The organism is Polyangium sp. 6x1 (genome assembly GCF_029946515.1).
GTDB lineage: Bacteria > Myxococcota_A > Polyangia > Polyangiales > Polyangiaceae > Polyangium.
Map to the genome: position 1 here is coordinate 57,811 of NZ_JARZHH010000026.1, position 17,531 is coordinate 75,341.

General features: G+C 69.4%; 12 protein-coding genes. 3 read left to right on the forward strand and 9 right to left on the reverse strand.

Translation table 11 applies throughout. From position 1 onward, the window contains the following. Positions 1-2 precede the first annotated feature (2 nt). The 8 genes from QHF85_RS23920 to QHF85_RS23955 all read right to left on the reverse strand — a co-directional run bounded on the left by QHF85_RS23920 (position 3) and on the right by QHF85_RS23955 (position 11,614). Complete coding sequence (locus QHF85_RS23920; protein ID WP_281329601.1) at positions 3-2,087, reverse strand: thioredoxin domain-containing protein; 2,085 nt, start codon at positions 2,085-2,087, stop codon at positions 3-5. Between the two features lie 68 nt (positions 2,088-2,155). Beyond that, positions 2,156-3,397, reverse strand: a complete 1,242-nt coding sequence (locus QHF85_RS23925) for a beta-ketoacyl-[acyl-carrier-protein] synthase family protein (RefSeq protein WP_281329602.1) — start codon at positions 3,395-3,397, stop codon at positions 2,156-2,158. 10 nt (positions 3,398-3,407) lie between these two features. Then, the gene (locus QHF85_RS23930) at positions 3,408-3,659 is read right to left on the reverse strand and encodes an acyl carrier protein (RefSeq protein WP_281329603.1); all 252 of its coding nucleotides are present in this window, start codon (positions 3,657-3,659) and stop codon (positions 3,408-3,410) included. 3 nt (positions 3,660-3,662) lie between these two features. Then, on the reverse strand, positions 3,663-4,547 hold the full coding sequence (locus tag QHF85_RS23935; RefSeq protein WP_281329604.1) for a class I SAM-dependent methyltransferase: 885 nt from the start codon (positions 4,545-4,547) through the stop codon (positions 3,663-3,665). After that, positions 4,547-6,313 carry a fatty acyl-AMP ligase gene (locus QHF85_RS23940; protein WP_281329605.1) on the reverse strand — a complete coding sequence of 589 codons (1,767 nt, stop codon included), beginning with the start codon at positions 6,311-6,313 and terminating at the stop codon, positions 4,547-4,549. The genes QHF85_RS23935 and QHF85_RS23940 overlap by 1 nt, the downstream gene beginning before the upstream one ends. 206 nt (positions 6,314-6,519) lie before the next feature. After that, entirely contained in the window at positions 6,520-9,891 is a 3,372-nt protein-coding gene (locus tag QHF85_RS23945; protein WP_281329606.1) for a hypothetical protein, read from the reverse strand. After that, positions 9,888-11,066: a hypothetical protein gene (locus QHF85_RS23950; RefSeq protein WP_281329607.1), complete on the reverse strand. Its 1,179-nt coding sequence runs from the start codon at positions 11,064-11,066 to the stop codon at positions 9,888-9,890. Before QHF85_RS23950 ends, QHF85_RS23945 begins: the two co-directional genes overlap by 4 nt. 65 nt (positions 11,067-11,131) lie before the next feature. Beyond that, on the reverse strand, positions 11,132-11,614 hold the full coding sequence (locus tag QHF85_RS23955) for a hypothetical protein (RefSeq protein ID WP_281329608.1): 483 nt from the start codon (positions 11,612-11,614) through the stop codon (positions 11,132-11,134). Between the two features lie 270 nt (positions 11,615-11,884). On the opposite strand from QHF85_RS23955, the gene QHF85_RS23960 reads away from it, so the two are divergent. From QHF85_RS23960 to QHF85_RS23970, 3 genes are read left to right on the forward strand one after another with little or no spacing between them, the layout of a single operon-like run. Beyond that, entirely contained in the window at positions 11,885-12,868 is a 984-nt protein-coding gene (locus tag QHF85_RS23960) for an MBL fold metallo-hydrolase (protein ID WP_281329609.1), read from the forward strand. A 52-nt stretch (positions 12,869-12,920) separates the two neighbouring features. Further along, positions 12,921-14,465 (forward strand): benzoate-CoA ligase family protein, encoded by a 1,545-nt coding sequence (locus QHF85_RS23965; protein WP_281329610.1) that lies wholly within the window; start codon positions 12,921-12,923, stop codon positions 14,463-14,465. A gap of 51 nt (positions 14,466-14,516) precedes the next feature. Next, positions 14,517-15,410: a hypothetical protein gene (locus tag QHF85_RS23970; protein ID WP_281329611.1), complete on the forward strand. Its 894-nt coding sequence runs from the start codon at positions 14,517-14,519 to the stop codon at positions 15,408-15,410. Positions 15,411-15,421: 11 nt separating this feature from the next. On the opposite strand, the gene QHF85_RS23975 is transcribed toward QHF85_RS23970, so the two are convergent. Continuing rightward, positions 15,422-17,431, reverse strand: a complete 2,010-nt coding sequence (locus QHF85_RS23975; protein WP_281329612.1) for a serine/threonine-protein kinase — start codon at positions 17,429-17,431, stop codon at positions 15,422-15,424. Positions 17,432-17,531 lie beyond the last annotated feature (100 nt).

Consider the following 17,531-nt stretch of genomic DNA (forward strand, 5'->3'; position numbering starts at 1 on the left):
CTTCATCCCCTGTCGAGCAGCGCTTCGAGCGCCGTCACGTCCGACACGGGCGCCGAGCAGGTTCGATTCCGACAAACATACGCCACGACGTCGTCGCCCCGCGCGCCCTTGCCCTCGGCGAGCACCTTCACCGCCTCGGCCGTCTCCGGCCGGCGCGGATCCACCCACACCACGTTCCTGTGCGGCAAGTAGCGGCGGAACACGGCCGCCGCGAACGCTCGCGCTCGCTCGCTCGACGGATCTCCCACGAGCACCACGTCCACCGTCCCGCGCACGAGCCGATCGAGCACGGCGACGGCCTTGCCGAGGCCGAGCGGGTTGTCGATCGCGGTGGGGCCGATCGGCTCGATCTGCCGCCGTCCGTGCTCCGTGTACCGTTCGTCCGCGAGCTCGCCGAGCCGCAGGCAAAGCTCCGCGGCCATGGACGCGCCGGACGGCACGGCCTGATCGAAGACGTCCTTCGTGCGAGCGATGAGCGCGTCGCCGTCATCGGGCGCGAAGAAGAAGCCGCCCTCGCGTTTGTCCTCGTGGTGCGCGATCATCGCGTCGGCGATCGCGCGCGCCACCGCCACGTACCGCGGGTTGCCCGTGACCTCGTACAGGTCGAGCGCAGCGCTGCCGACGTAGGCTTGATCGTCGAGGAAGCCGCGCCTCGCCTCCGGCGCCTCGTTCTCGCCCGGCATGTAGTACCGGCGCACGCGGCCGTTCTTCACGAGCCGCTCTTCGATCGCCGCGAACGCGACCTCCGCCGCGCCGATCCACGAAGGCTCGTCGAGCGCGCGGCCGGCCTCGGCGAGCGCGCCGATGAGCAGCGCGTTCCAGCTCGCGAGGATCTTGTCGTCGCGCGTGGGCCGCGGCCGCGTCTCCCGCGCTGCGAGCATCTTCGCCCGCGCCCGTTCGAGCGCGTGTTTCGCCGCATCCGGCGCGAGATCCACGATCGCCGCCGTCCGTTCGATCGAGCGCACCTCCGAGAGCACCGTCGCGCCGGTCTCCTCGAAGTTGCCTTCCTCCGTGATGCCGAAGTGGACGCGCGCGACCTCGTACGCCTCGTGATCGTCGCCCACGGCCGCGCGCAGATCGCCGAGCTTCCACACGAAAAACTTTCCTTCTTGGCCCTCGGAGTCCGCGTCTTGCGTCGCGTAGAACGCGCCCGACGCGTCGCGCATCTCGGCGAAGAGGTAGCCGACGAGCGCGCGCGCCGTGTCTGCGAACCGCGGATTTCCGAGCGCGCGGAAGCCGTCCACGTAGAGGCGGAGCAAGAGCGCGTTGTCGTAGAGCATCTTCTCGAAGTGCGGCACGAGCCAGCGCGCGTCCGTCGAGTAGCGGTGGAAGCCGCCGCGCAGGTGATCCCAGATCCCGCCCTTCTGCATCTTGTCGAGCGCGAGCTCCACGCTCTCCTTCGAGACCGCGTCGCCCTCCAGCGCGCCGCGCAGGAGCAGCACGTCGAGCGACATCGTGTTCGGGAACTTGGGCCGCGCGCCGAAGCCGCCGTTGTGGCTGTCGAAGCGCGCGAGCAGACGCCGGCACGCCTTGCGCAAGAGGTCTTGCCCGAGCGCGACCTCGCCCGCGGGCAGCGCGCCCACCCGCGCGATCTCCTGCGTGATCTCGCCGGCCTGCGCGAGCACCTCGCCGCGGCGTCGCTTGTACGCATCCGCGACCGCTTCGAGGATCGCCGGGAAGCCGGGGACGCCGTACTTGTCCGCCGGCGGGAAGTACGTTCCCGCGAAGAACGGCTTTTGATCCGGCGTCAGGAACACCGTGAGCGGCCAGCCGCCGCTCCGGCCCATGAGCTGCACGACGAGCTGGTAGACCTGATCGAGATCCGGCCGCTCCTCGCGATCGACCTTCACGTTGACGAAGAGATCGTTCATGCGCGCAGCGATCGCGTCGTTCTCGAACGACTCGCGCTCCATCACGTGGCACCAGTGGCAGGCGGCGTAGCCGATCGAGAGCAGGATGGGTTTGTCCTCCCGCTTCGCTCGTTCGAGCGCCTCGGCGCCCCACGGATACCAGTCGACCGGGTTTCGCGCGTGCTGCAGGAGGTACGGCGACTTCTCCTTCGCGAGCCTGTTCTCGTGGGCGCTCATGCGAGAGCACCTAGGGCATCGCGCACCCGGCGGGAAGGCGAATTCCCGGCATTCCCTGACGCCTGGTTTCAGGCCTTGCCGAGCACGAGCGCGCAGTTGTGCCCGCCGAAGCCCGCCGAGCACTTCGCCGCCCAGCCGACGGGCGCGGGCCTTCTGTCCCGCACGACGTCGAGCGAGCCGAGCTCCGGATCGAGCTCGTCGATGTTGATCGACGGATGCAGCACTTGATCCCGCAGCGAACACACGACCGCGATCGTCTCGGCCGCGCCCGCGCCCCCGAGCAGGTGGCCGATCATCGATTTCGTCGCCGAGATCGGGATCCGCGCGAGCCGCTCGCCGAAGACGCGGCGGAACGCGAGGATCTCGGCCATGTCGCCCTGCGGCGTCGAGGTCGCGTGCGGGTTGATGTAATCGATCGCCTCGGGGCCGATGCCGGCGCGCTGGAGCGCGCGTTCGAGCGCGAGCGCGAGGCCGAGGCCCTCGGGGTGCGGGCGCGTGAGGTGCTCGGCGTCCGTCGTCATGCCGAAGCCGCCGACGACCGCGAGCGGCTTCGCCCCGCGCCGCTTGGCGTGTTCTTCCTCTTCGAGCACGAGCGCGCCGGCGCCTTCGCCCATGACGAACCCCTGGCGCCGCTTGTCGAACGGCCGGCTCGCGCGGGTCGGATCGCCCTCGAACGCCTTCGAGAGCGCGCGCGCATTGCCGAAGCCGGCCACGGTGTTCTGACGCGTCGCCGCCTCCGCGCCGCCGGCGATCATCACGTCGGCCTCGCCGGCCTCGATGAGCAGCGCGCTCGTCGCGATCGAATGCGTGCCCGTCGCGCATGCGCTCGCCAGGCTGTAGGACGGGCCCATGAAGCCATAACGCATCGAAATGAGCGCAGCCGCGCCGTTCGGCATGACGCCCGGCACGAAATACGGCGACACCGCGCGCGGGCCGCGCTCGTTGCTTCGAGCGATCTGCTCCTCGAAGATGTCGACTGATCCCATGCCCGTCGACATCAAGCAGCCGACGCGCTGCCGCAGGGCGGCGGGCTCCTTGTCGAGCCCGGCCATGAGCACGGCCTCGACGGCCGCGCCGAGGCTGAAATGCGTCACGCGGCCGTAGACCTCGGCCTCCTTCGGGGACATGAACCGCGACACGTCGAAATCGCCCACGCTCGCGGCGATGTCGCTGCGGAGTTTGTCCGTGGGGAACTCGCGGATGTACGAGACGCCCGAGCGCCCGGCGAGCAAGCTCTCCCAGAAGGTCGGGACGTCGGAGCCGACGGGGCTCACGACGCCCATTCCGGTGACGACGACGCGGCGGGGCATGGGGGAGGGATCAGCCGCCGGCGGCGAGCCGGGCCTCCACCTTCTTGCAGAGATCACCGACCGTGATGAGCTCGACGAGGTCCTCGTCCGGGATCACGATCCCAAGCTCGGTCTCGAGCTCCCCGATGATCTGCATCACGGAGAGCGAGTCGATGCCGAGCTCGCTGATCTTCGACGCAGACGTCACGTTCGGGAAGGGGCGCTTGTCGACGCGCGCGGCCACGGTCTTGAACATCTCGAGCAGATCGCGCTTCTCACTCATGTCTCAGCCAATCCTCTCGAGCTCCATCTGGACGAGGGAGCTGTAGTGGATGTCGAATGCGCGGACGCAGGTGGAGAGGTACCGGTCGTAATCCTCGAAGACCTTGTCGCCCCACTTCGTCCGGATCGTCGTCTCGTTCAGGCGGAGGCGCCGGAGCCACTCCGCCGTCGTGCGCTGGTAATGCTCGCGCCGCGTGTGGAGCGTCTTGACCTCCCACCAGGGATTGATGGCCTGGATGAGCTCGTCGAGCCGCGGGTTCAGACCGTTCGGGAAGATCTCCTTCGACGAGAACGAGAAATCCTCGAGGTCCTTTCGCGTATCGGCGGCGAGCCCGCCCCAGGGCCGCATCTTCGGCGTGCGATTGCGCAGGATCGCCTGGAAGCCGAACGACGAGCCCGGCTTCGTGATCTTCCAGCACTTCTCGAAATAACGCCGGTAGATGTCGACGGCCTTGCCCTGCCGCGCTTCCTCGAGCGAGCAGAGATGGTCGATCATGCAGATCGAGATGAGGCCGTCGAACGTCTCGGTCGTCTCCCATTGCATGAAATCGGCCGCGACACACTCGACGCCCGGGATGCTCCGGCGATTCACCTCCGCGGCCATCGCGCGCGAGAGCGTGATCCCCACGGCCCGGTCGACCTTGCGCGTCGTCGCGAGGTACTCGACACACGCGCCCCAGCCGCAGCCGATGTCGAGCACGGATTTGCCCGGGCCGGCTTTCGCGTACTCGCTGAGGATCCGCAGCTTGTTGAGCTGCGCGGCCTCGAGCGATTGATCGGGCGACTCGAAGACCGCGCACGTGTAGTTCATGCGCTCGTCGAGCCAGAGGCGGAAGAACTCGTTGGAGACGTCGTAGCTGATCTCGACGTCCGCTTGGCTGGATCCCATCAGAGAGCTCCTCGGGTTTCGGTCTCCCGGGCCGGCGCGCGGGGAGAAGGAACGGAAGGGGAATCAAAGGGCGCGCCCGTGTCCTCGCTCGCCTCCGCCGCGAGCTCGAGCTGCCCGTTTTCGAGGCGCATCTTCGTCTCGCGGCGGCGCACCTTGCCGCTCGACGTCTTCGGCAGCGTGCCGCGCTTGATCAGCACGACCTCGGCGAGCTGCACGCCGAGCTCGGCCCGCACCGCGTGCGTGACCGCCTCGACGAGCGCGCGTTTCGCGTCACCGAGCCGTCGCGACTCGGCCACGAGCACGGCCTCCTCCGCGCCGCTCGCGCCGCGCCGCGCGAAGGCCACGCATTGCCCGTCGCGAATGCCGTCGACGGTGCAGGCCACACGCTCGATGTCCTGCGGGTAGTGGTTTTTCCCGTTCAGGATGATGAGGTCCTTCGAGCGGCCGCAGATGTAGACGTTGCCATCGGCGCGGTATCCGAGGTCGCCCGTGCGCAAAGCGCCGCCGCCGAACGTCTCGGCCGTCGCCTCGGCGTCGCCGAAATACCCCGCGGTCACGCTCGGCCCACGCAGCCAGATCTCGCCGACCTGACGCTCGCCGAGCGGCGCGCCGTCCGGGCCGACGATCGAGATCTCGTGTCCGGGGAAGGCACGCCCGCACGAGACGAGCTCGAGCGAAGGCGCCTCGTCCTTCGCCGGCTCAGCCTTGCCGCTCTTCATCGTGGCGAGGTCGATCCGATCCGTCGTGAGGGGCTTGCCGAGATCGTGGAACGTCACGGCGAGCGTCGCCTCGGCCATGCCGTAGCAGGGCAGGATGCTCTCGGGCGAGAGCCCGTTTTTCGCGAACCGCGCGAGGAAGGCGCGCAGCACGTCGGCCTGGATCGGCTCGGCGCCGCAGCCGAGCGCGCGCATGCACGAGAGATCCCAGCCGCCGGCCTGGCCCTCCGTCACGGCGCGTGTCGCCAGCGCGTACGCGAAGTTTGGCGCGAACGTGATCGTGCCGCGGAAGCGGTGGATCGATTCGAGCCAGAGCGAGGGCCTGCGGATGAAGGACATCGTCGGCAGGAACATCACCTGCACGAGCGCGTAGACCGGCGCGACCACGAAGCCGATGAGGCCCATGTCGTGGTAGAGCGGCAGCCACGAGACGCCGCGATCCTCGGGCGTCGAGCGCAGCCCGTCGAACATGATCGCGTGGCTGTTCACGCTCAGGTTCTCGTGCGTCACCATCACGCCCTTCGGGCGCGAGGTCGATCCCGAGGTGAACTGGAGGAACGCGAGATCCTCGCCGCGGACGTCGGGCAGCTCCGCGTGCGCGGAGCCCGGATCGATCGAGGCGAGGTCGCGCTCGAGCACGAGGCGGCTCCCTTCGCTCTGCGAGCCGAGCAGGTGCTCCTGGATGAGCGGGCGCAGCGCGTCGTTCGTCACGACCACGCGCGCGCCCGAGGCCGCGAGCACGTGACGCACGGTGTCGCCGTAGGCTTCGAGCTTGGCGAGGGTCGCGGGCGGATACATCGGCACGGCGACGAGGCCTGCCGTGAGCGCGCCGATGAAGGAGAGGACGAACTCGTCCGGCTCCGGGAGGATCAGCGCGACGCGATCGCCTTTCGACAGACCGAGCGCCAGGAACGCGCGGGCGCGGCGGCTCGCCTCGGCCCAGAGATCCGGATACGCGATACGGCGCTCCTGGCCGTTCGTGCGCACGAAAGTGACCGCCCGGTCAGCATGGACCGTGTTGTCGCGGAGAACATCGATGAACGTGCGCATGGCCCGGAGGTACGTCCTGGCCACCCGGTCAGAAAACGCCGGAAAGCCGAGACGCAGGCATAAGCGAATCCCGGACCAAATCAACCAGAAACGATAAATGCTGGAAACCGAAGGGGAATCCGTCGGTCGTTTCGGGTGGGTGTGTCTGATTTTCGACAGGTGCGTTGCGTCAGAGAAAAGCTGTTCGCGTATGCAGGCGCACCGATTCAGGGGGCCCAGACGTAGGTGCCGGGCTGGCCGTCGATGGCTTCGGGCACCTTGGCCCCAGGATCGAAGCGGCAGGTCATGGGGCGGTGCTCGATCGCGAGGGTCTGCGGCGGCGCGGGCTTGCCGGGCGCAGGGGGCGGCGGCGGCTTCGGGGTTGCGAGGCGGAAGGCCCAGCTCTGCGCGAGGTTGCCCCCGAGGACCGCGACCATCGGGCCGATGCCGATCGCCTCCCAGGCGGCGACACAAGGCGCTTCTTTCGTCCCGTGGAGGACGACGCCGGCCGTGAGAAAGGTCATGGGCTCGGTGAGCGGGGGTTTTCGTTCGGGCGACTCGCTGACGAGGACCGGGTGGCCGCGACCGGGGTACATGCTCTCGCGCCCGACGAAGGCGTGCGCGGCGAAGCGAGGCGTCGCGCGGCGCTCGTCGGGTCTGCAGGCGCGAGGCGGGTCGGGCAGGTCGAGCGGCGTCGGAACGGTGACGGCCGGGCCGAAGGTTCCGTCGCCGCGGAACGGGTGGAACGAAGCCGCGGCGAAGCCCGCGTGCGGTTCGCTGTAGACCACGAGGTCGCCGAGCGTCGTGCTGCCGATGTAGCTCCAGTCGCTCCGCGCGAGTCGCTCGCCGCTCGATGTCGGGCCGGGCGCGAGGGTCATCGCGTTCGCGGACCAGGCGCCGTTTTCACCCTGGCGCGCGAGGAGGAAGGTGAACGGATCGGCGTCGTCCGCGAACGTGGCGACGGCGATGGGCTTGCCGTCGGCGAGCACGGCATCCACGCGGAAATCGACGACGCCCTTCGGCAAGAACGTCGACCACTTGGGGTAGGGGAACGTCTTCTGTTTGCCCTTCGGATCAAGGAGGAACGTGAGGTCCTCGCGCGACTCGGGGGCGTGCGGCCGGAGGAACAACGCGCCCGGCGTGACGGAGATGAGCGCCGTGTCGAGCAGCCAGCGCGCGCCGTCCGCCTTGACGTCGCCGCTCGTGAAGGCGCCGGCGTCGGGGAGACGAACCTTGGCGGTCGTGCCCTCCATGAAGTTCTCCCACGCGAGCTCGACGTCCCGCATGGGTCCCGTCGCGCGCGGGCCGTCCGGCGATTTCTGCGGCGGCAATCGCACGCGAGCGGCGGCGTATCCTTCCGTCTGATGCGAGACCTCGATCGCGACCTCGGCGCCCTGGGGCGCGGGTCCGAGGAGCGAGCGCGTGATCACGCGCGCCTCACCGTCGCCTCGCTCGGGGCCGAGCGCGGCCGTCACGCGCACGGCGCTCGTGTGAGGATCGAACGAGAGCACGGACCAGATCGCGCGGCCCCGCGCGAGCTGATCCACGGTGGGGAGACCGAGCGGGTGGATCGGATCGACGTCTTCGATGCGGGTCCAGTCCACGCGTGGATCGAGCTCGCAGACGATGGGCGTGCGCGGCGAAGGGACGCGGCGCGGCTCGGGCGGGCCCGCGGGCGGCGCGAGGAAGGGCTCGGCCTGCCCGTTCCAACCGACGCGGCTCATCGTGTCGCCGACGAGGCAACCGGCGTCGCTGCACACGATCGTCAGCGGACCCGCGGCGATCTCGTGCGTGAGGCTCTGCGTGGCGGGGATCTGGGCCCACGTCGCGCCGCCGTCGAGCGACTCCCACGCATCCATCGGGTGTTCCGTGTTCGGCCTCTCCGGGGCGACCAGGAAGGCGACGGCATGGCGGCCTGCGCCGGCGACGAGCACCGGCTCCACCGGCGGGCGCGCCACGCCGAGCATGCGGCCGTCGTCGTCCGTCGTCACGTACACGAGCCCGCGCGGCGTGAGGAGCGTGAGCCCGACGGTGCCGTCGTCGCCCGGCCTGAGCGCGGCCTGATCCCGCGGCTCGATGTCCGCGTCGGCCTCCTCCGCGGGGATCTCCTGACCGTTCTCGAACATCAGGAAGTCGTCTCGACGCACGCGCGACGGGTCGAGCGCGCGTTCGCTGAAGGTCTCGCCGCCGTCGTGCGACACGTAGAGCGCGAGCCTGTCGTCTTTGCCGCGGCGCGCCAGGAAGTACGCCGAGCGGCCGTCGAGGGAGAACGCCGGCGAGACCGGCGCGCCGGAGAGCGGAGGCGTCTCTGCGACCGTGGCCGTGAGTTTGCCGCCTTCGCGGCGCACGAGGAGCAGCGCGGCGCCGCCGCATCCGCTGGATTTGGTGGCGGCGCCGTGGGCCTTGCAGGCGCCCGTGACGAGCGCGCTCCCCTCGCTCGACACCGTGATGGCGGGGAGGAGCTGATCGACCGTCCGGAGCACGAGCGGCTCGCTGAAGTGCTCGCCTTCGTCGCTGCTCGCGCGGACCTCGAGGATGGCGTCGTCGTCGTTTTGCATGCCGCAACCGACCATGACGTGACGGCCGCGCGCGCCGAGCTTCAGGCCGATGCATCCGCTCGTGCCGGGCAGGGGCTTCCTCGCGAGCGGCCCATCGAACCGGCCCGTGTACAAGGCCGGCTCCTCGCCGTCCTCGGGCAGCCTCACCTCGAGGTATCGATCGCCGTCGAGCACGGCGCGGCCGTCGAGCACCGAGCTCGCCGAGGGCGCGTACGAGGCCTCGAGCGTGATCGAACCCGGACCCGCGAGGACGACCTCGTCACGCCGCGCGAACGGCGGGCTCGCCTGCGGATCCCACACGATCGTCCCGATCATCCCTTGCACGGCGAGCTTTCCCTCGGCCGTGCGTCCGACGCGACGCGCGCCGATCGGCAGGACGCCGCTCGCTCGCGTCCACGTCTTGCCGTCGTCGCTCGTGAGCAGCGCCTCGGGTAGAGCGAGCGCGAGCGCGCGACCGTCGTCCGACACGGCGACGTCGAACACGCGCTCCGGGATCGCCACGCGCTTCCACGCAGGGCCCTCGTCGAGGTGGAAGAGCTCTCCGCTCGCCGTCGCGCCGAGCACCGTGCGACCTCCGCTCACGACCTGCACGAACCGCGCGGGCGCGGCGATCGTGCGCCGGAGCGGCGCGAGCGGGCCTTCGGCTTCGTAGATCCGCCCGCTCTGTCCCACGAAGATCCACGACGACGCGCCTTGCGACGTGATGCCCACGATCGCCTCCGGGGCCGCGTCTGGCGCTGCTTCGGCGCGCCCACTGCACGTCGTCGCGGCCCCGTCTTTCGTGGCGCGCGCGGCGCGGAAGCGGTGCCCTTCGGCGGTCGCGACGAGGCAGGTGCCGTCGCTCGTCGCGAGCGTCGCCGTGGCCGACGCGGGGGTCGGCGGATGAAAGGACCAGCGCGCGGGGGAGACGAAGGGCGAGAGCGCTTCGGCGGCGGGGGGTGCGGGCTTCGGGCGCGCGGCGGGCGGGGGCTCGCCGGCTCCGCATCCCGCGGCGAGGAGGCTTCCGCCGAGGAACGTGAACGCGCGCGAGCGGACGGTCATTTTGCGTCGTCGACCCAGCGGGCCACGAACACGTTCGTCTCACCGGGCGTCGTGCCGAAGCGGTTCGAGGCGAAGACGAGGTACTTGCCGTCGGGCGAGAACATCGGGAAGCCGTCGAACCCGTCGTAGAACGTGATCCGGTCGCTCGCGGGCGCGCCCGTCGCGGTCACGGGCCCCTCGGAGTCGACCACGTAGAGCTCGAAGTTCGGCGCGCCGCGCAGGTCCGGAGGCGAGTCCAGGTTCGACGAGAAGATCACGCGGCGCGAGTCCGGCAGGAAGTACGGCCCGAAGTTCGCGCGACCGTTCTTCGTGATGGCCCGCGCGTTCTGCCCCTCGAGGCTGCCGACGTAGATCTCGAGCTTCGTCGGCCGCACGAGCCCCTTCGCGAGCAGCGCGCGGAAGTCTTCGAGCTCCTTGCCTTCGGGCCGGCTCGCGCGCCAGACGAGCTTCGTCGAGTCCGGCGAGAAGAACGCGCCGCCGTCGTAGCCGGGCGTGTTGGTGATCCTGCGGATGTCGGTCCCATCCGGCTTCATCGTGTAGAGCTCGAGATCGTTATCGCGGCTCGACGTGAACACGATGCGCGAGCCGTCGAACGCCATCGTCGCTTCGGCGTCGTAGCCCGGGCCGCCGACGAGCAGCTTCAGATCGGAGCCGTCGGGGTTCGCGGTGTAGATGTCGTACGGATCGAGCGGCCACACGTAGCCGAGCGAGCGATCGGGCTTCGGCGGGCACGCGGCGCCGGCGGCCTCCGTCGAGCTGTAGAGGATCTTGTCGCCCTTCGGATAGAAGAAGTAGCCGCAGGTCGTCCGGCCCTTGCCGCTCGACACGCGCTTCGTCTCGCCCGACTCGAGGTCGAGCACGAACTCCTGATCGCAGGCCGCGCCGTCGCGCGTCGACTGCAGGATCAGCTTCTTGCCGTCGGGCGACCAGTACGCCTCGGCGTTCTCGCCGCCGAACGTGAGCTGCCGCAGGTCGGTGAGGTGTTTTTCGCGCGGATCGCCCTCCACGGGTTTGCCTGCGCGGATCGCGAAGGGGATCCACTCGGGCTTGGCCGTCGTGGTCGCGCTCGGGATCTGGCCGAGCGGCTCCTTCGGCTGCGGCTCGGGCCCGCAGCCAGCGGTGAACGCGAGGGTGGAAGCGAGGAGGGGGAGGAAGGATCGGATCGTCGGGGTCACGGCGGGGCGCACTCTAGCGCGCTTTCGTGACGAGGGTATGCGCGGATTCGACGAGGCGCGCCTCGTCACGCGTGCGTCTGGACCTTCTGCCTCGCCGTGTCCACGGCAAACCGGATCTGCTGGGTGCTCAGGTCCGGCGCGATCCACGCGGCGGCCACGTCGACCGAATGGAACACGCGGTGGGGGAACGGGAGCTTCGCCATCAGTTGCAAACCCGTCGCCACGCCGCGCACGAGCGAGCTTCGGAAACCACCACCTTCGAAGATCACGGCCGAACGCCGGAGCCGTTTGCCCCCGGCGCCCGTGGCCAGCGCGGCCAGCGCGTCGCGCGCCTCCTGCGAGGGCAGCGGCGCGTTCTCCGCCACGATCGTCAGGCACGCGATCCCCTCGGGGTATTTTCGCTCCATCAAATCGAGCGCGCGCCGGCAGGCAGCCACGGCCGAGAGCGTCGTCTCGCGCTCGAAGACGAGGATGAGGACCCGGTTGAAGACGGCGACCACGTGATTCTTCGTCGCCTCGACCGTGAGGAGGGCCAGCGCGTCCGGCATCGGGTTTGTCTAAGGGTGCCCCCTGCGCGCGGCAACTGGAACCGCGATTGCCGCCTCGGATCGCCCACGAGGCACGATTTCGTCCGTGGAAACTCCTCGCACCAGGCTCCGCTCGGCTGGCGTTTTCCCTCACCTTCGAGCAAGATCCAGGAACCCAACATGCCCCGAGCTTCCCTTCCGGGCGAAACGACCGCCGCCCTCTCCCATGAGCGAGCCTATGCGCGCCGGGCGCGCATGGAGAGAGCTCCGCACTTCGTGGACGGACGCTTCATGAACCCGGCCGTCCAGCGCTCGCCGCGCGTCGAGTTCGGCGTCCTGCGCGAATTCCTCGCCCCTCGCGTCTCCCGCAGGCCTCCGGCGCCTCTGCCCATGGTCTCGCCGCTCGATGGCTGGCGTGACCCTTCGCGGACGGGCCTCCGTGCCGCGTGGCTCGGCCATTCCACCGTCATGCTCGAAATCGACGGCGCGCGTATCCTCACCGATCCCGTCTGGGCCGATCGCGCCTCGCCCACGCGCCTCGCCGGCCCCAAGCGCTTCCACGAGCCGCCCGTCGCCATTGCGTCCCTCCCGCCGCTCGACGCCGTCCTCGTCAGCCACGACCATTACGACCACCTCGACGCGGCCGCCGTCCGCCTCCTCGCGACCACCACCCGCGCTCATTTCGTCACCGCGCTCGGCGTCGGCGCCCGCCTCGAAGGGTTTGGCGTGCCACACGATCGCATCACCGAGCTCGACTGGTGGGAAGAGGCTTCGATCCCCGGCACCGACGTCGTCGTCGCCGCGACCCCCGCGCAGCACTTCTCGGGCCGCGGCCCCTTCGATCGCAATGCCACCCTCTGGGCCAGCTACGTCTTCCGTGGCCCTCGCCACCGCGTCTTCTTCTCCGGCGACACCGGCCCCGAGCCCACGCTTCCGCTCATTCGCCAGAAATTCGGCCCGTTCGACCTCATTCTCCTCGAAGTCGGTGCTTTCCACCCTGCGTGGGGCGACATCCACCTCGGGCCCTGGCAGGCCATGGAGGCGCATCGCGCGCTCGGCGGCGGGCCTCTCCTGCCTGTCCACTGGAGCACGTTCGATCTCGCGCTGCATACGTGGGACGAGCCCATTGTGGTCCTCGAAGAGGGCGCGCGCGGCGGCGGCTTCGACCTTCCGCTCCTCGCGCCGCGTATCGGCGAGGTCCGTGATGTCCTCGACGTAGACGACATCCGCCGCTCGCTCGCGCGCCTCGATGCTTGGTGGCGCGAGGTACGCTAGACCCCGCGAATCCGCTTGCTTGCCCGCGCCCCCTCGTCGCACCATCCCGCGCATGGAGCGCCCCTTCGAGATCCCCGAAGACCTCAACATGGCCGACTGGTTCCTCCGCGCGCGCTTGCGCGAGGGCCACGGCGATCGTGTCGCCCTCCTCGCGGGGGATCGGCGCTTCACGTACGCCGACGTCGATCGCCTCGCGGCCCGCTTCGGCCACGTCCTCCGGGGGCTCGGCGTTCATCCCGAAGAGCGCGTCATCGTCGCCCTTCCCGACATCCCCGAGTTCGCGGGCGCCTTCTTCGGCACGCTCGCCATCGGCGGCGTCGTCGTCATGGTGAATTGCCACCTCAAGACGGACGAAATCGCCTATTTCTACGAATACTCCCGCGCCCCCGTCGCGATCGTCCACGCCGAGCACCTCGAGGCGTTCGTCGAGGCCTCGAAGGGCGCGCGGCACCTCCGCCGCATCCTCGTCGTCGGCGCGGAAAACCCCGCCCCGCATGCCTCGTTCGAGACCCTCGCCGCGGGTGTCCCGGAGACGATCGACCTCTTCCCGAGCCACCGCGACGACGCCGCGATATGGATCTTCTCCGGCGGCACCACCGGCAGGCCCAAGGCCGCTGTCCAGACGCACGCCTCGTTCGTCAACACGACCGAGCTCTTTGGCAAGCGCGTCCTCGGGTATGGCCCGGACGACCGCACCCTCTCCGTCCCCAAGCTTTATTTCGGTTATGCCACCGGCTGCAACCTCCTCTTTCCGTTCTCCGTCGGCGGCAGCACCATTCTGTTCCCCGAGCGCTGCACGGCCGAGGCGCTCTTCCAGCAGATCCAGAAGCACCGCCCGACCATTTTGATCAACGTCCCCACCATGATCAACCACATGGTCTCGCACCCCGACGCCGCCGCGCAGGACCTCTCCTGCCTGCGCGTCGCGACCTCCGCGGGCGAGGCGCTCCCGGTCGAGCTCTACGATCGCTGGAAAAAGGCCTTCGGCGTCGAGCTCTGCGACGGCCTCGGCACCGCCGAGATGTGGCACATCTTCCTGACGAACCGCCCCGGCGACGTTCGTCCGGGCACGCTCGGCAAGGTCGTCCCCGGGTTCGAGGTCAAGGTCGCCGACGACGACGGCCGCGCATTGCCGGACGGCGAGGTCGGCTGGCTCTGGGTGCGCGGAAATTCCCGCGCGATCGGCTACTGGCACGAGATGGAGAAGACCAAGCGCGCCTTCCGCGGCGAGTGGTACGTCTCCGGCGACATGCTCCGCAAGGACGCGGACGGATATTTCACGTACTGCGGCCGCGGCGACGACATGCTCAAGGTCGGCGGCAAATGGCTCGCGCCCGCCGAGGTGGAGAACTGCCTGCTCCGCCACCCGGCCGTCGCGGAGTGCGCCGTCGTCGGCGTCACGGACGACAATGGGCTCATGAAGCCGCACGCCTATGTCCTCCCGCGGGAAAACCGGCCTGGCCTCGCCGAGGAGCTCAAAGCGTTCGTGAGGGAAAAACTCGAACCGTACAAGGCCCCGCGCGAGGTCTTCCTCGTCGACGCCTTGCCCCGCACGCACCTCGGCAAGATCGATCGCGGCAAGCTCCGCCGCGCCTGAACCGCGCCGTTTCCTTCGCTATCGGGGTGTGTTACACCACGTGGCGCCCCGATGACGCTCCTCTCGTCCGCGTACAGCCGAAGGCTGGATCCCCGCTTCGCGCCGCTTGCCTCGCGCGAGGCCTTCGAATCACTCGCGCCCGAGGCCCGGTTTGCCCTCGCGTCCGAGATCGCGCAGGCCCTCGGACCTGCCTTCGCGCCGGTCTCGGAGCTCATCGGCGCCGCGGGCCTGCCCTCCCTGGTCCACCGCCCCACGAAGATGTTTTTCGTGGTCATTCCAGGCGGCACGTTCGTGATGGGTTTGTCCGACGACGAGGTGGACGAGATCGCCGCCCTCTATGCCCCCCTCGGCCGCGCGGACGAGGCGCGCGCATTCGTGCGCTGGTCGACCCAGCCCCCGCGCCGCGTCCGCGTCCTGCCCTTTCTTTGCGCGCGCACGCCCGTCACCGAGCGCCTGGCCCACGAGCGGCTTGCCGACCTTTACCCCGGCGACGGCGAAGGATACGTCCCCTCGGACGCGCCCGTCCCCTTCGCGCCGCGCCTCGCGGCCGAGCTTCGCGGCGTCGTGGGCTTCCGGCTGCTCGCCGAGGCCGAATGGGAATGGATCGCGCGCGAGGGAGGCGCCCGATCCTGGCTCGGACAGCCCCCGACATCCATTTCGCTCACGCTCGATCCGGCGCGTGATCCCTCGCCGCGCCCCAATGCCTTCGGCATCGACCTCTTGCGCGCCGGCCTCGAATTCGTCGCCGACGCCTGGCACGAGGGGTATACCGGCGCGCCCGCGGACGCGATCGCCTGGCATCCGCGCGCCATCCCTGACAACACCCGCGGCTGCCATGGCGGATTTATGGATGAAATCGAGGCCGTCCGCCTGCACGCCGGCGTCCGCGAGGGCCGGCACGGCGACGACCCGGCCGCCGTGCGTTTCGCGCTCGACCTCCCCTGACGCTCAGGGCTTCACTTCGCAGCGGGCTGTTCACCCAGGCTCGGATGGAGCGGCCAGCGATAGAGACGCACGGCTCCGTCCGCCGACGCGGAGGCGACATATCGGCCGTCTTGCGTCGTGCTCACGCAGGTGATCGTCGTGGTGCCGGTGCCCACCGTCCTTTGCATTCTGCCGGTGGCGACATCCCATACGCGTAACGTCCCATCCTCCGAGCCTGTGACGAGCGCGCCAGCCGTGCCTGCGCCATGAACAAATGCGAGTGAGTTGATACGCTTCGTGTGTCCCGTGAGCCTCTTGTCGAATTCCCAGCGTGGGGGCGTCATCCACAAGATCAGAGACCCGTCGCTGTATCCCGCTGCGAGATGACGACCGTCGGCGGCGAATGCCACGCAGTTCACGACACCGCCACGTAGGACCTGGGTTTGACGGAAGGAGGCGTCCCAGACGCGCACCGTGGTATCACGCGAGCCTGAAGCCCAGAGCCCGTTTCTCCCGTCGAACGCGAGGGCGCGAACCTCGTCCGCGTGTTCCTGCGCGACCTGAAGGCATTCGCCCGTCGAGACGCTCCAGAACGTAACACGGTGGCCTTCGCCGGTAACACGGTAGCCTTCGCCGCTCACCGCGAGCGTCTTTGCGCCCTCGTCGAGGGCCAGTGCTCGCACCGGTGTCGCATCGATATGGAGGGTGCTCTGCACGAGTCCGCGGCTCGCGTCGAAGAGACGGACCCTGCCATCCGCACAGCCGACCGCGAGATGACCCGCGCCCGTATCCAGGCAAAGGGGGCTCACGCGCAGCCGCGTGGACCAATTCACCCGCCTCGCCTGGAGATCGAAGCTGACGACCTCCCCCTTCGAGAACCCGATGAAGAGCGATTCGCCCCGTTTGTCAAAGGCCAGCGCACGTCCGAACCTCCCCGCGAGCGACAAGGTCAAAACCCCCCGCGACGGATCCTCGACGATATCGAGCCGTGGCCCTTCACCTGCTTGCGGAAGGTCCTGCGCCAAGGCGTTGGTCGGGCGCTTCGGCGCTGCCTTGAAGAGGTCGCCGACCTTTCCTGAAACGGGCTTCGAGGGTGGAGGTATTTGCGGTTTTTCCGGAGACGATGGCTTGGTCTCGGCGTACGCGAGATCCGGGGCCGTCGTCGGCGGGCTCGTCGTGCCGGCCCGTCCCGCGGGCGGCTTTGTTGCTGCCGCGAGCGTCTCCGCCATCTCCATCGTCGAGCCGAACCGAGCCTCGACGTCGAGCGAGAGCGCCCGCGCCATCCAGCCATCGAGGGTCCTCGGCAAATCCTGCCGCAGCGCGCTCGGCGGCTGGAATTCGCCCCTCGCGATGGAGAACGCCATCGCCGGCAAGGAGGAGCCTGTGAAGGGCGTTTTCCCCGTGAGCGCCTCGTAGGCGACGATCCCGAGCGACCATAGATCCGTCCGGTGATCGACCCGCTTCGTGTCATCGTATTGCTCCGGGCTCATGTACGCGGGCGTCCCCAGCATCGCGCCGGTCGACGTCAGCTCCGACGACGCGTCGAGGTCCTTTGCGATACCGAAATCGAGCACCTTCACGAAGGGCTCGCCCTCGTCGTCGATCACGAACAGGTTGGCGGGCTTGATGTCGCGATGCACGACGCCCATTTTGTGCGCGGCTGCGAGGCCTCTCGCCATTTGTCCGAACAGGCGCACCACCTCTTCGATGGGCAAGGGTCCGAGGCGCCGAAGCCGGTCTCGCAGGGTCTCGCCGTCCAGGAGCTCCATCGTGATGAACGGCTGCCCGTCGTCCGTCACGCCATGGCCGAAGATCGTCGCGACGTAGGGACTTCGAATGCGGGCCGCGGCTTGTGCTTCTTTCCGAAACCGCTCCTTCGAGGGGTCGTCGTTCGCATACCCCGGGGACATGACCTTGACGGCGACTTGCCTGCCGAGTCCGATTTCCTCGGCGGCCCAGACCGTGCCCATCGCGCCTGCGCCGAGGCGGCGAATGAGCCTGAGCGTCGATGTGAGGTGTTGTCCTCCTTGGGCGGGCGGCATCGCGGCCGTATCCTACCGCGATTTGTTTTCGGGTGGGCGGCCTCGTGCCATGATGCGCCGCGCATGGACGACCCGACCGAGGACGGGCGAGCGCGCTTCG

Coding starts and splice junctions, on each gene's coding strand:
- QHF85_RS23965 (WP_281329610.1), top strand. CDS start 12,921: ATGGAGCGCCCCTTCGAGATCCCCGAAGACCTCAACATGGCCGACTGG.
- QHF85_RS23930 (WP_281329603.1), bottom strand. CDS start 3,659: ATGAGTGAGAAGCGCGATCTGCTCGAGATGTTCAAGACCGTGGCCGCG.
- QHF85_RS23960 (WP_281329609.1), top strand. CDS start 11,885: ATGAACCCGGCCGTCCAGCGCTCGCCGCGCGTCGAGTTCGGCGTCCTG.
- QHF85_RS23945 (WP_281329606.1), bottom strand. CDS start 9,891: ATGACCGTCCGCTCGCGCGCGTTCACGTTCCTCGGCGGAAGCCTCCTC.
- QHF85_RS23970 (WP_281329611.1), top strand. CDS start 14,517: ATGACGCTCCTCTCGTCCGCGTACAGCCGAAGGCTGGATCCCCGCTTC.
- QHF85_RS23975 (WP_281329612.1), bottom strand. CDS start 17,431: ATGCCGCCCGCCCAAGGAGGACAACACCTCACATCGACGCTCAGGCTC.
- QHF85_RS23935 (WP_281329604.1), bottom strand. CDS start 4,547: ATGGGATCCAGCCAAGCGGACGTCGAGATCAGCTACGACGTCTCCAAC.
- QHF85_RS23925 (WP_281329602.1), bottom strand. CDS start 3,397: ATGCCCCGCCGCGTCGTCGTCACCGGAATGGGCGTCGTGAGCCCCGTC.
- QHF85_RS23940 (WP_281329605.1), bottom strand. CDS start 6,313: ATGCGCACGTTCATCGATGTTCTCCGCGACAACACGGTCCATGCTGAC.
- QHF85_RS23955 (WP_281329608.1), bottom strand. CDS start 11,614: ATGCCGGACGCGCTGGCCCTCCTCACGGTCGAGGCGACGAAGAATCAC.
- QHF85_RS23920 (WP_281329601.1), bottom strand. CDS start 2,087: ATGAGCGCCCACGAGAACAGGCTCGCGAAGGAGAAGTCGCCGTACCTC.